The organism is Veillonella sp. CAG:933 (assembly GCF_000431435.1).
In the GTDB taxonomy this organism is placed as follows: Bacteria; Bacillota; Negativicutes; order Veillonellales; family Veillonellaceae; genus Veillonella_A.
The window spans coordinates 21,628-34,826 of sequence record NZ_HF986188.1 but is presented as its reverse complement, the minus strand read 5'-3'; the positions used below and the strand labels follow the sequence as shown (position 1 = coordinate 34,826).

General features: G+C 45.7%; 12 protein-coding genes. All 12 read right to left on the bottom strand.

The window, feature by feature from the left end; all coding sequences use genetic code 11:
- Positions 1-17: 17 nt before the first annotated feature.
- The 12 genes from QZL64_RS04830 to QZL64_RS04775 all read right to left on the bottom strand — a co-directional run bounded on the left by QZL64_RS04830 (position 18) and on the right by QZL64_RS04775 (position 13,153).
- Positions 18-320 carry a hypothetical protein gene (locus tag QZL64_RS04830; protein ID WP_021840868.1) on the bottom strand — a complete coding sequence of 101 codons (303 nt, stop codon included), beginning with the start codon at positions 318-320 and terminating at the stop codon, positions 18-20.
- Between the two features lie 111 nt (positions 321-431).
- Positions 432-1,829, bottom strand: coding sequence for an AMIN domain-containing protein (locus tag QZL64_RS04825; protein ID WP_021840867.1), 1,398 nt, complete (start codon positions 1,827-1,829; stop codon positions 432-434).
- Between the two features lie 241 nt (positions 1,830-2,070).
- Positions 2,071-3,249, bottom strand: coding sequence for a rod shape-determining protein (locus QZL64_RS04820; protein WP_021840866.1), 1,179 nt, complete (start codon positions 3,247-3,249; stop codon positions 2,071-2,073).
- On the bottom strand, positions 3,221-4,483 hold the full coding sequence (murA, locus tag QZL64_RS04815; protein WP_127058437.1) for a UDP-N-acetylglucosamine 1-carboxyvinyltransferase: 1,263 nt from the start codon (positions 4,481-4,483) through the stop codon (positions 3,221-3,223). The genes QZL64_RS04820 and murA overlap by 29 nt, the downstream gene beginning before the upstream one ends.
- Before the next feature lie 380 nt (positions 4,484-4,863).
- On the bottom strand, positions 4,864-5,829 hold the full coding sequence (gene glpX, locus QZL64_RS04810; RefSeq protein ID WP_021840864.1) for a class II fructose-bisphosphatase: 966 nt from the start codon (positions 5,827-5,829) through the stop codon (positions 4,864-4,866).
- 55 nt (positions 5,830-5,884) lie between these two features.
- Positions 5,885-6,529 carry a fructose-6-phosphate aldolase gene (gene fsa / locus QZL64_RS04805; protein WP_021840863.1) on the bottom strand — a complete coding sequence of 215 codons (645 nt, stop codon included), beginning with the start codon at positions 6,527-6,529 and terminating at the stop codon, positions 5,885-5,887.
- 158 nt (positions 6,530-6,687) lie between these two features.
- Positions 6,688-7,968, bottom strand: coding sequence for a serine--tRNA ligase (gene serS, locus QZL64_RS04800; RefSeq protein WP_021840862.1), 1,281 nt, complete (start codon positions 7,966-7,968; stop codon positions 6,688-6,690).
- 157 nt (positions 7,969-8,125) lie between these two features.
- On the bottom strand, positions 8,126-9,664 hold the full coding sequence (gene lysS, locus QZL64_RS04795) for a lysine--tRNA ligase (protein ID WP_021840861.1): 1,539 nt from the start codon (positions 9,662-9,664) through the stop codon (positions 8,126-8,128).
- Positions 9,665-9,781: 117 nt separating this feature from the next.
- Entirely contained in the window at positions 9,782-10,255 is a 474-nt protein-coding gene (gene greA / locus QZL64_RS04790) for a transcription elongation factor GreA (protein WP_021840860.1), read from the bottom strand.
- A gap of 157 nt (positions 10,256-10,412) precedes the next feature.
- On the bottom strand, positions 10,413-11,408 hold the full coding sequence (gene dusB, locus QZL64_RS04785; RefSeq protein ID WP_021840859.1) for a tRNA dihydrouridine synthase DusB: 996 nt from the start codon (positions 11,406-11,408) through the stop codon (positions 10,413-10,415).
- Positions 11,392-12,159 carry a type III pantothenate kinase gene (locus QZL64_RS04780; RefSeq protein ID WP_021840858.1) on the bottom strand — a complete coding sequence of 256 codons (768 nt, stop codon included), beginning with the start codon at positions 12,157-12,159 and terminating at the stop codon, positions 11,392-11,394. The genes dusB and QZL64_RS04780 overlap by 17 nt, the downstream gene beginning before the upstream one ends.
- Before the next feature lie 7 nt (positions 12,160-12,166).
- Entirely contained in the window at positions 12,167-13,153 is a 987-nt protein-coding gene (locus QZL64_RS04775; protein ID WP_021840857.1) for a biotin--[acetyl-CoA-carboxylase] ligase, read from the bottom strand.
- Positions 13,154-13,199 lie beyond the last annotated feature (46 nt).

The window sequence follows — 13,199 nt, the reverse complement described above, 5'->3', positions numbered from 1 at the left end:
CAGCGGAATTGCTTTGATTATTTACCGTCAACCACGGCTACAACTTGTGCGCGGTTTACTTGGTCGCCGTTTTTAACCGTTACATTCGTTACTACACCGTTAACAGTGGAACGAGCAGCCGGCATTGGGCCCGTTAAGGATTGTACTGTAACCAATACGTCCCCTTCTTTAACAACTGTACCTACCGGTACAACCGATACAACCTGACCGGTTAATACGGATTCCTGGTTGACATTGGCTGCGGAGGCCGTGAAAACAAAGCCGGTCGCCAGGCTTACGCCAACAGCAGCCATTACTAAAAATTTCATATATTTTTTCATACGTAAATCCTCCTTTGACTAACGTCTACATATATTATATCACGGATAAGCAAATTTATTACTAAATCCGCCTTCTATCATTAAAAATTCACAGTATCGGCAACGGACCCATTAAGGGAAAATTATGATTTCCCCATAGCGCGCTGTGCCAAAACTGGTCTCATCGCGATGGAGGTAGGTACCGTTGGCATATAGATCATTATCCCGCTGATAACCCGCATCAATGCCCGTAACCGCCCCAAACTCTGACAGCATACGGCCTCCTTGTTCCAAGGTTATGCCGGAAGATGCTCGATAATTGCCGGATGCCAAAAGGACAATCAATGTACCGTCAGGTCGCACCCCTAATAAGGTATGACCACGATAATTGTCGTCGTCAAAATCCGTCACCATACCATTAGCCAACACGATTCGCTTACTTTGAGCCAAAGTCGTACCGGCCGCACTGATTTTAACAATCGTAGGAACCACTTGTAAGTTCACAATATCGCCGATGCGTAATGCATCAATCACCGGCACCATGGCACCGTGAGCCGACAACACGATATCGGCATCAGCCAATTTAGAGTCGTTCGTACCTTTAGCTATAACCACATTGCGCCGTAACGTAACCTCTTTGCCGTACACATTGGTGTGCGTCGATGAGCCGTAAGCCGCATTATAGGCGATGAGCTCATCCGCACCGCGCGTGCGATTAACACCGCTTACGATATAAATTTTGTCCCCTTCTTTCAATTGCAATTTAGGCGTTTCCACACTAATCGTATACCCCTGATTAGGAATATAACGAAGTACCCCTACCGGCGTAATTTGATAGCCCGGTACAACGGGGATTTTTTCACCGGAAGCAAGCTGTACCGTTCCTTCCGCTAGCCCTTCACCGTTGAGCCCGGCCGCGACATCAGCCGCATTGACAAGCCCCACCGAAATGGCACCGGTCGGCGTCACCTCAGCCAAGGTCTCCGCCTTATCGCCGTCCGCTTTAATCACGGCCGGCTCTGTGGGCGCCACCATAAGGGCATCTACTTTTACGCGCCCCGTATCGGTACTGGTATCCCATTTAGTATATACCACACCGTCCTTCAAGGGCTTTGTAGTTCGCTGATCATAATTATTAAACAAATCCAATACTATGCGGTCCGGATTTTGCAAAGTAAACATGTGGTAGCGAATCGGCTGATTTACACTGAGCGATAAGTCGAGGCCTGTATCTGTGCTCGCCAAGCCTACGCCTTGCAAAACACCGCTATTGCGATTGTTATACTGAACCGGACCACTCGTGCGATTCGCAGTACCGGCAAAATGGATTCGTACCTGCTGTGCTTTTTCATTATAAATAGAACTCCAGCCATCCGGTAATCCCTTCATGTCAAGGACAATGCGGGTGTGCCCCACTTCATTGGTAGCACGTACGGCTGTCAAATCCGCCGCATCCGCAGCGCCGCCTACGAGCCAACTCATTATCCCTGCCATTAAGACTGCACTAAGCTTCTTCTTACAGGCTTTCATAGTTCCCTCCTTTGAAAAAATCTATAAACTATTATCGTCATTTTAGTACCATTTTATCTATTATAACATATATACCCGCTAACTACTTGAAATATTATGTGAAAATAAAAAAGATTGCAAGCGACCTTGCCGCTCACAATCTTCTTTGTATTTATTATTCAATGGCTAAATTGCTTAAGCCAATATAACTACGCTTCACCATATCCGGTCCGGTTTGTTGAAACAAGACGGGCTATTGGGCCTACTGCAATTCTTCCAAACTGTCCTGCAAGCGATCCATTTCACGCAAAGCACGACCGGTTCCGACGATAACCGAATAACGAGGATTGTCCACTAAATAGGCCGCTACCCCGATAGCCCGCGTAATAAGGCGGTCAAAACCGCTGATTAACGCTCCGCCTCCGGTTAGAATGATACCATGATCACAGATTTCCGCTACCAACTCAGGTGGCGTTTTTTCCAAAATATCTTTGATACCTTCCAAGATAACATTCACCGGTTTTTCCAATGCCATCTGCACTTCCTTGGAACTTACTTTAATAGCCTGCGGCAAGCCGCTCACAATATCGCGACCGCGCACGGTTATTTCTTCTACCGGCGCTTTACGATCCACCGTACCGACAGCAATTTTTACTTCTTCTGCCGTACGCCGACCGATTAATAGCTTACGACGTCGTTTGATATAGCTGATAATGGCTTCATCAAACTTATCACCGCCCATGCGCAAAGACTTACTCACTACGACACCGGTGGTGCAAAGCACCGCAATATCCGTAGTGCCGCCGCCTACGTCAACCACAATAGCTCCGGCAGACGCTGCTTTATCAAGGCCCGTCCCCAAAGCGGCCGCCAACGGCTCTTCGATGAGCACCGTCTTACGGGCACCCGTTTGAAGTACCGCTTCGATAACAGCCCTCTTTTCAACCGGCGTAATGCCGGACGGCACGCATATAACGATGCGCGGTTTGAATAAAGTCGAGGCCGGTAACACGCTCTTAATATAGTAACGAAGCATGAACTCCGTCATGTCATAGTTATTAATAACACCGTCCTGAAGGGGGCGAATGACTTCAATATCCGCCGGCGTGCGCCCCAGCATAATGCGCGCGTCTTCACCGACAGCCACCACTTCATGAGTGTGAATATTCCAAGCTACATAGGCCGGTTCATCAAGCACAACGCCTTTGCCTTTAATGTAAATCAATACATTCGTCGTGCCCAAGTCAATGCCTACGTCATAGGCCCACCACAGCGCCAATTTTTCAAAAGGAGATACCCATTTATCTGCTTTCTTGGCTACTGTTTTAGGCGTGGTCGTCGCAATGGGTTGCGTGCTTCGTTTGCGTCGCTCTTCACGCTTTTGCAAAACTTCGGCACGGCTTACCTTTTTCTTACTCGTCCACCCGAACAATGTCAGCACCTAACCCTTTTAATTTGCCTACCAAGTTGTCATAACCTCGGTCAATATGCGACAGCTGGGTTACTTTCGTAACACCTTCCGCCGCCAATCCGGCACACACTAAAGCAGCTCCGGCACGCAAATCGGTAGCCCGTACTTCGGTGCCCTTCAATTTAGGTACACCGTCAACAATAGCACGACGCTCTTCAATGCGAATCTGAGCACCCATTTTCTTCAATTCATCGACATGCATAAAGCGGTTTTCAAAAACCGTTTCCATAACCGTACTGGTTCCCTTGGCAATGGTCGTAAAGGCCATGAATTGAGCCTGCATATCCGTCGGGAAGCCCGGGTATGGTAATGTCTTAATATCTACGGCTTTTACATTGCCGTCGGAAATAACGCGAATACCGTCCACATCTTCCTGCACGGTTACGCCGGCTTCTTTCAATTTCGCCACAACCGGTTTTAAATGCTCGGATAAAGCATTTTCAACATACACGTCACCGCCGGCCATCGCCGCTGCGATGAGATACGTACCAGCTTCGATACGGTCAGGAATTACCGTATGAGTAGCGCCTTTTAATTCTTTAACGCCTTGGATACGAATTACATTCGTGCCGGCGCCGCGAATATCGGCTCCCATACTATTTAAGTAAGTTACTAAATCTACAATTTCAGGTTCTTCCGCAGCGTTTTCGATAATCGTTTTACCTTCCGCCATGGAAGCCGCCATAATTACGTTTTCCGTAGCGCCAACGCTTGGGAAGTCGAGATAAATCTGATTACCTTTAAGGCCTTCCGGAGCGGATGCCAATACATAACCGTCCCCCATTTCGATAGTGGCACCTAAAGCTTCAAACGCTTTTAAGTGTAAATCAATAGGACGCGAGCCGATGGCACAACCACCGGGTAAAGAAATACGGGCTTCACGACGGCGTGCCAATAAAGGTCCCATAACTAAAAACGACGCACGCATGCGACGAACTAATTCATAGGGAGCTTCTGTAGCCGTAATTTCCGAAGCATCAAACCGGATTTCCTGATTAGCTTCATCCTTGGTAACTTTAACGCCTAATGCTGAAATTACCTCACAAATCGTATGTACATCCTCCAAATGAGGCACTTCTACTAATCGACTTGGCGTCGATGCCAACATGGTGGCCGCAATAATCGGCAACACCGCATTTTTTGCGCTACTTACACGAACGCGACCATTCAACGGTTTACCACCGTTAATGACGAGCTTTTCCAACAATACTTCCTCCCATAATGCAATCTATTAATCTATAGTCTTTAATGCACTCTATTATTCTATAGTCTTATAGTTCTTCTTTAAATTCTACCTTATAGTATACTTTAAAACAGGCGGTTCATCAAGTACCCGACCGGCACGGATTGCCTATTTAAGGCAATTATTTCAAGCCAAAATGCACCGTTTGATTCACGTCTAGCAAAATGAAGAAAATTCGGTCAAATCTATAGTAAAACAGAAAAAGACGGCTCCATATCTTACGATATAGAGCCGTTTTATTATACTTTTTCTAATTATGCCATTAAGCGTTTTATTGAAACTGCCCGCTTTATGGTAACTGAGCACTTTATAGCAATTAACCGTTACATGCAGATTACCGCTTATTTTGCTTTCATAGATTTTAACTTGCGGTCCAAACGATGAATAGTATCAACAAAGCGAACCGTTCCTGTCTTATAACGCATTACAACGGATTCCGTACGAGCACCGCCGGCAAAGTATTTAATACCGGATAAGATATTGCCTTCCGTAATAGCCGTTGCGGAGAAAATTACATCTTCCCCATGTACGAGGTCATCAATAGTCAATACTTTATTTAAATCGGTAATGCCCATAGCATGACAACGACGAACTTCTTCGTCATTTTCAGGCAACAAGCGCGCTTGCATATCGCCGCCTGTACATTTTAAAGCAGCCGCTGCCAAAACGCCTTCCGGAGCCCCGCCGGTACCGATAACCATGTGAATACCGGAACCTTCAAGACCACATTCCATAGCCGGATTTACGTCACCGTCGGTGATTAAACGAATACGGGCACCCGCTTCACGAGCTTCGCGCATAATCGCTTCATGACGCGGACGATCAAGCATAACGATGGTCATATCATCGATACCGCGTTCCATTTTTTCAGCCACACGGCGCAAGTTTTCAGTAACACTGGCATTCAAATCGATAACGCCTTTGGCACGAGGACCTACGCAAAGTTTCTGCATGTACATATCAGGAGCATGCAACAAACCGCCTTTAGGAGCGATGGCCAATACTGCGATAGCACCATTTTGACCTTTAGCAATCAGATTCGTACCTTCAATCGGATCCACCGCGATGTCCACAGCTTCACCGCCGGCACCCACTTCTTCACCGATGTAAAGCATAGGGGCTTCATCGATTTCCCCTTCCCCGATAACAACGGTACCCGAAATAGGTACTGTATCAAAGGTTTGACGCATAGCATCTACAGCGAGTTGATCGGCGCCGTCTTTCTCACCGCGACCAAGCAAACGACCACTGCGAAGCGCTGCCGCTTCCGTTACACGTACAAATTCCAAAGCTAATGTTCTATCCACAGTTTTTACCTCCTTAAAATGCCCTCTTACGTAGCAGGGCAACACGATTCCTTAATTATTTGTTGGCTGCTTCCCAATCTGCTAAGAATCTGGCAAGACCTGCATCCGTTAAAGGATGTTTCATCGAGGCAGTTAACACCTTGTATGGCACCGTGGCAATATGAGCGCCCGCTTTCGCACACTGCGTCATATGCATTGGTGTACGAACGGAGGCGGCAATAATTTCAGCCTTAATGTCATGCATAATAAAGATTTCGGCAATATCTTCAATCAAAGTAATGCCATCCATGCTCATATCATCGATACGGCCTACGAAAGGACTAACGAAGGTAGCACCGGCACGAGCGGCCAAGAGAGCCTGGTTAGCGGAGAAGATCAAAGTAACGTTGGTTTTGATGCCTTCTTTAGAAAGAATGGAAACGGCTTTGAGACCTTCTTCCGTCATAGGAACTTTGATGACAACGTTTTTGCCCAATTTTACGAGCTCATGAGCTTCTTTAACCATTTCAGGTGCTTCGGTAGCAATAACTTCAGCACTTACAGGGCCGTCAACGAGTTCGGCAATCTGTTTGATTACTTCTTTAAGATCGCGTTTTTCTTTAACAATCAAAGAAGGGTTAGTCGTTACACCGGCAACGAAGCCCATTTCATAAGCGGCTTTAATTTCATCAAAATTGGCAGTATCAATAAAAATTTTCATAGGAACTCCTTTTTAAAAACACTGTAGACCGTTGAATTATATACACTCCGGAAGATTTGCCTCAGTTTAGCCGAAACAAGTCGTTGCAACTACATCGGCGGTTTCCGAAATTGCATAGGTGAAGGTCTGACGTACGTCAGACCTTATGCCTTATACTTCTATTTTACAGGTTTAATTACTTCTGCGCCACCCATATATGGCTGTAAAACTTTAGGAATGCGAACGGAGCCGTCAGCTTCTTGGAAGTTTTCCAAAATAGCAGCTACGGTACGACCTACAGCCAAACCGGAACCGTTTAAAGTATGAACGAATTCAGGTTTGCTCTTCGCATCACGACGGAATTTGATGTTACCGCGGCGTGCTTGGAAATCGGTCATGTTGGAGCAGGACGAAATTTCACGGTAGCAATCCTGAGCCGGCATCCAAACTTCTACGTCATAGGTTTTAGCGGAACCGAAGCCGATATCACCGGTGCAAAGGGTGATTACGCGATGCGGTAATTCCAATAAACGCAATACTTCTTCCGCATTATCCGTCAAGGATTCGAGTTCCTGATAAGATGTTTCAGGGGTAGCGAATTTTACCATTTCAACTTTGTTGAACTGATGCTGACGAATGAGACCGCGTGTATCGCGACCGGCCGAACCGGCTTCCGCACGGAAACAAGCAGTGAAGGCCGTGTAGTATTTAGGCAATTCATCGATGCTCAAAATTTCGCCCGCATGGAAGTTAGTAAGGGTAACTTCAGCGGTCGGAATGAGGAAGTATTCCGTATTTTCTACTTTATACATATCTTCAGCGAACTTAGGTAATTGCCCGGTGTTAGTCAAAGTCTGACGTGTTACCATGTACGGTGTCATCATTTCAGTGTAACCCTGCTGTTCCGTATGAAGGTCGAGCATGAAGTTGATTAAAGCACGTTCCAAACGAGCACCGAGGCCTTTGTAGAATGTGAAACGGGCACCACTTTCTTTAGCGGCACGTTCCCAGTCTAAAATATCGAGGCTTTCGCCTAAATCCCAGTGAGCCTGGATAGGGAAATCGAATTCACGAGGTTTGCCCCAACGACGCATTTCAGGGTTGTCATTTTCATCTTCCCCTACCGGTACGGAGGCATCGCACATATTTGGCAACATGAGGGCAATGTTTTGGAGTGAAGATTCAGTTTCACGAATTTTGCCGTCAAGCTCAGCAATTTTGTCGCCCACTTTCTGCATTTCCGCAATTTTATCGTCCGCATTTTCTTTATTGCGTTTTAACGCGCTGATTTCTGCGGTTACTGAGTTGCGCTGTGCTTTTAATTGTTCTACTTCTTGAATTAAATCCTTGCGCAAATCATACAATTTGGCAAAGTTTTCCAAATCGCCGGTAGTATGGCGATTGTCCAAGTTTTGCTGTACTGCTTCCAGATTTTCTCTTACGAAACGTAAATCTAACATATCCATAACCTCTTACTTAAAATGCGTGCCCAATGGCACAATGTATTATTAATTACACTTAATCATACCACATCTGAATAGTTTTTGCCATGAAAAAAAGTGGCCACGCATATTACGTGACCACCATACAGTGTTTCAGTATAAAATTATATCTTACTTATTCAGCTTTGTCAGCTTCTTCAGCTTCAACAGCTTTAGCTTCCGTTTCCGGTTTCATAAGTGGGAATAACAATACGTCACGGATAGAAGCGGAATCAGTTAAGAACGTAACGAGACGGTCGATACCGATACCGAGTCCGGCTGTTGGCGGTAAACCGTATTCCAAAGCAGTTACGAAGTCTTCATCCATACGGTGAGCTTCATCGTCACCGGCGGCACGTTCCTGTAACTGTTTTTCAAAACGTTGACGCTGATCGATTGGGTCGTTCAACTCGGAATAACCGTTTGCCAATTCACGACCGTATACGAAGGCTTCGAAACGTTCGGTAGTCAATGGTTTTTCACGGTTCTGTTTAGCCAATGGAGAAATTTCCAAAGGATGACCGTAAACGATGGTTGGCTCAATCAAGTTTTCTTCTACATAGTCTTCGAAGCAAAGATTGATGATCTTGCCGATACCGTCGCGGTCCGTGTATTCTACATTCAAGCGGTCCGCAATAGCGCGCGCTTCTTCCAAGGTTTCAACGGCGTCAAAGTCTTCACCGGTGTACTTCTTGATGCCTTCCTGCATCGTAATACGGTTCCAAGGCGGCGTCAAATCAATTTCAGTGCCCTGGTAGTTGATTTTAGTTGTACCGAGAACTTCCTGTGCACAGTAAGCCACGATGTTTTCAGTCAACATAATGGCATCTTCGAAGTTGCCGTAAGCCTGGTAAGATTCCATCATGGTGAATTCAGGGTTATGGCGATTGTCGATACCTTCGTTACGGAAGGAACGGTTAATTTCGAATACGCGTTCCAAACCGCCTACGATAAGGCGTTTTAAGTGCAATTCAGGGGAAATACGCATGTAAATGTCGATATCAAGCGCATTGTGATGGGTAATGAACGGACGCGCCGCCGCACCACCCGGAATAGCGTGGAGCATTGGTGTTTCCACTTCCATGAACTGATGAGCGTTCATGTACTGGCGCATTTTAGCCACGATTTGGGTGCGTTTAATAAAAGTATCGCGCACTTCCGGATTTACAATCAAATCCACATAGCGTTGACGATAGCGAAGTTCCGTATCTTTTAAGCCATGCCATTTTTCAGGTAACGGACGCAAAGATTTGGAAAGCAATGTAAGTTTGTTAACTTTAATGGTGATTTCGCCCATGTGTGTGCGGAATACATGGCCTTCGATACCTACGATATCGCCCATGTCGAGCATTTTCACATGTTTATAAACATCTTCACCTAAAATATCTTTACGCAAGTAGATCTGAATATCACCGGTTAAATCACGAATATTGGCAAACGCCGTTTTACCGTGGGATCGAATCGTCATAAGACGACCGGCTACGGTTACCGGCTGATCTTCAAAATCACGGAAGTTGTCTTTTATTGTTGCCGCATGCTGCTGTACTACAAAACGCTGGCCAAAAGGATACACTCCGTCTGCCTCGTATTGCGCAAGCTTATCGCGACGAATTAACATTTGATCATTTAATTCCTGCTGTTGTTCTTGTACTGTAGTCGCTTTTTCTTCGCTCACTTACATGGCCTCCTAACTTCATCTGCTCAAATACGGTATTACTTATAGTATAACAGTTTTGAGCCCATTTTTGGTATATTTTATTGGCTGCCACCTTATTAGCTGGCTACTGCCGTATTAGCTGATTGCTAAAATTTTGAAAGTCGCTACACCATCCGGTGTATTTACTTCAACGGTAGCACCTTTTTTCTTACCGAGAATAGCGCTGCCTACCGGCGATTCATTGGAAATACGATTGTTGAAAGGATCCGCTTCGGAGGAACCTACAATTACATAATCCAATTCTTCGTTAAATTCTTCGTCTAATAATTTAACTTTACTGCCCACGGATACTACGTTTTTGCGAGTTTTTTCGTCAATAATTTTAGCCGTGTTGATTTTATTTTCTAATTCAATGATATGACCTTCGATAAAAGCCTGTTCATTTTTTGCATCATCATATTCAGAGTTTTCACTGATGTCGCCATATTCGATAGCTGTTTTAATACGCTGTGCTACTTCAATACGACGAACAGATTTGTAATGAGCTAATTCTTCTTCAAGTTTCTTAAGACCTTCTGCGGTTAACAGTGTTTCTTTAACTTCTGCCATAATAGGACTCCTCTTCCAATAGTTGTTTAGCTATAAAGAAAAAGTGTCATACACTGACACCTTTGCTTTACATCACATATTTTTACGCTTTTTACGTAATTTACGTAATATTATAACAATAATTTTACTGCATTGTCAATTTTACTACAGTGCAATTTTACTGCCTTGTCAATTCGGCAGCATACGTGGCAATGGCCTCTTTAAAGGCTGCTTCCGTATATAATGTATTGATTCGATTACGCCATTTAGCCGACTCCGGCAGGCCTTTAATATACCAGCCTGCATGGGTACGAATTTCACGGACACCAAGAGCCGTGCCCTTGTATTTACACAAGAGTTCAAAATGACGCAATAACATGTTCAAACGTTCATGAGCTGTTGGTTTCGGCAACAAAGTACCGTTAGCCAAATACTGATTCACTTCGTTAAAAATCCATGGGTTCCCCTGGGCACCGCGACCGATGAGTACCGCGTCGCAACCTGTTTCATCAAGTAGCGCTTTAGCGGATAAAGCATCCACCACGTCACCGTTCCCCATTACGGGAATCTGCAACGCCTCTTTTACTTCTTTAATATAGGACCAATCGGCATGCCCCATGTACATCTGCTCCCGCGTACGGCCGTGAACAGCTACGGCGGCAACGCCAACCGATTCAATACGCTTTGCAAAATCGAGTACATTCTTGGATGTATCATCCCAACCGAGACGCATCTTAACAGTCACAGGCACCGAAACAGCCTTAACGGCGGCTTCCGCCACACGGGCTGCCAAATCCGGTGTTTTCATAAGAGCTGAACCGTCGCCGGATGATACTACTTTTTTAACCGGACAGCCCATATTGATATCCACAATATCGGCACCAGCGCGCTCCACCACTTGCGACGCCAAAGCAATCGCTTCCGGGTCGGAGCCGAAAATTTGCATCGATACGGGATGTTCCACATCCTCCATAAAGAGTAAATCTTTCGTATGCTCATTTTCGTATTTAATGCCCATGGCGCTCACCATTTCGGTGCACACCAAAGCGGCGCCGTGCTCTTTTGCAAGGAGCCGATACGCAATATCGCTGACCCCCGCCATGGGAGCCAGCACAGCCCGACCGGTAATCGGCACATTGCCGATATACCAGGTCGAATTATTTATTTCGTTCATACAACAATCGTAATCCTTCTAGGGTCAACATAGGCTCGATATAATCGATAACGTCCGTTTCCGCATCGATTAAATGAGCCAAACCGCCGGTGGCAATGACCTTTACACCTTCCGGCATTTCTTTTTTCATGCGCGCCACGATGCCTTCCACCTGACCCACATAACCGAAGAGAACACCGGATTGCATGGAGGTTACCGTGCTTTTACAAATAACCTGACCCGGATTTTTCACTTCAATACGAGGCAATTTAGCGGCACGCTGGAAGAGGGCTTCCGCCGAAATCTGCACGCCCGGTGAGATAGCACCGCCGATATAATCGCCGTTTGCCAAAATGGCGCAATAAGTTGTGGCCGTACCAAAATCGATAACGATTAACGGACCGCCGTACTTTTCATAAGCCGACACAGCATTAACAATGCGGTCTGCCCCCACTTCGCGGGGATTATCGTATTTAATGGCCATGCCGGTTTTGGTGCCGGGCCCTACAATAATCGGTTTAACATTAAAATAGCGCAGGCAAACGCGCTCCAATGTAGGCATCAACGGTGGAACTACCGATGAAATAATAATTGCCTCAATGTCGTTGATATTGACTTGGCGATCGTGAAAAAACAAGTTCATCAACAATACGCCATATTCGTCGGTCGTACGGACGCGGTCCGTGGAAATTCGCCAATGACCGACCAATTCTTTCTTTTTATATACGCCGAGTACAATATTGGTGTTACCTACATCAACCACTAATAACATGTTTATGTCAGCCTCCTACTTTATGTGCTGGTCGTATGGACACGTCACCGGCCACCACTCGTTCTACGGAGCCATCAGCACGTTCTATCATAAGATTGCCATCGCGATCAAGGTCGATGGCTTTACCTTCATACGTATTGCCCGGAGCACGTACTTCTACGTCCTGCCCCAAAGTAATACTGAATTCCTTCCATTCTGCCAAAGTGCTGTCAAACCCTTCAGCCAACACTTTATTATACTGCATTTCCATCTCTTGTAAAATAATATTTAATGCCTGTCGGCGATCAACTTCAACGCCTTCCATGGCAAACGATGTCGCTACATCTTTAATAAATTCAGGCAATTCATCCTGTGTACTGCCCGTATTAATGCCGATACCCATGACAATATACGAGATGGCTTCCATGGTACCGTTCATTTCAGTTAAAATACCCACTAATTTACGGCCGTTTACCAAAATATCATTCGGCCATTTAATCCCTGCTGTATTGAGGCCTAAACGGCGGAATGCTTTAATGAGCGCCACCGCCGCCATGAGCGTACATTTTGGAGCTTCAATCGGCAAGAAAGAAGGGCGCAATACGATACTGAACCAAAGGCCTTTGCCATATGGTGAAAACCATCCGCGATTTAGACGACCGCGACCGGCTACCTGTTCTTCCGCTACTACTACAGTGCCCTCCGGCGCACCTTCCGTGGCCAATTGACGGGCTGCTGCGTTACTGGATTCAAGACTTGGTACATAGTGATAATTGCGTCCGAATGTTTTTGTCGTCAAAACCGATTCCATTTCAAGGGGACTCATTAAATCGGGCTCATCCACCAAGCGATAACCTTTTTTAGTGAATGATTCAATAGTATACCCTTTTTTACGCAAAGCTTCAATATGTTTCCAAATAGCCGTACGCGAAACTTTGCACCGTTCCGACATGCGTTGGCCTGATACAAATTCACCTTTATTCTCACGAAGCAGCTCTAATATTGCATCTCTCATCCTAATTGATGCCTCCTTTATGAAAAAGGGCCGCCTTACCGGCGGC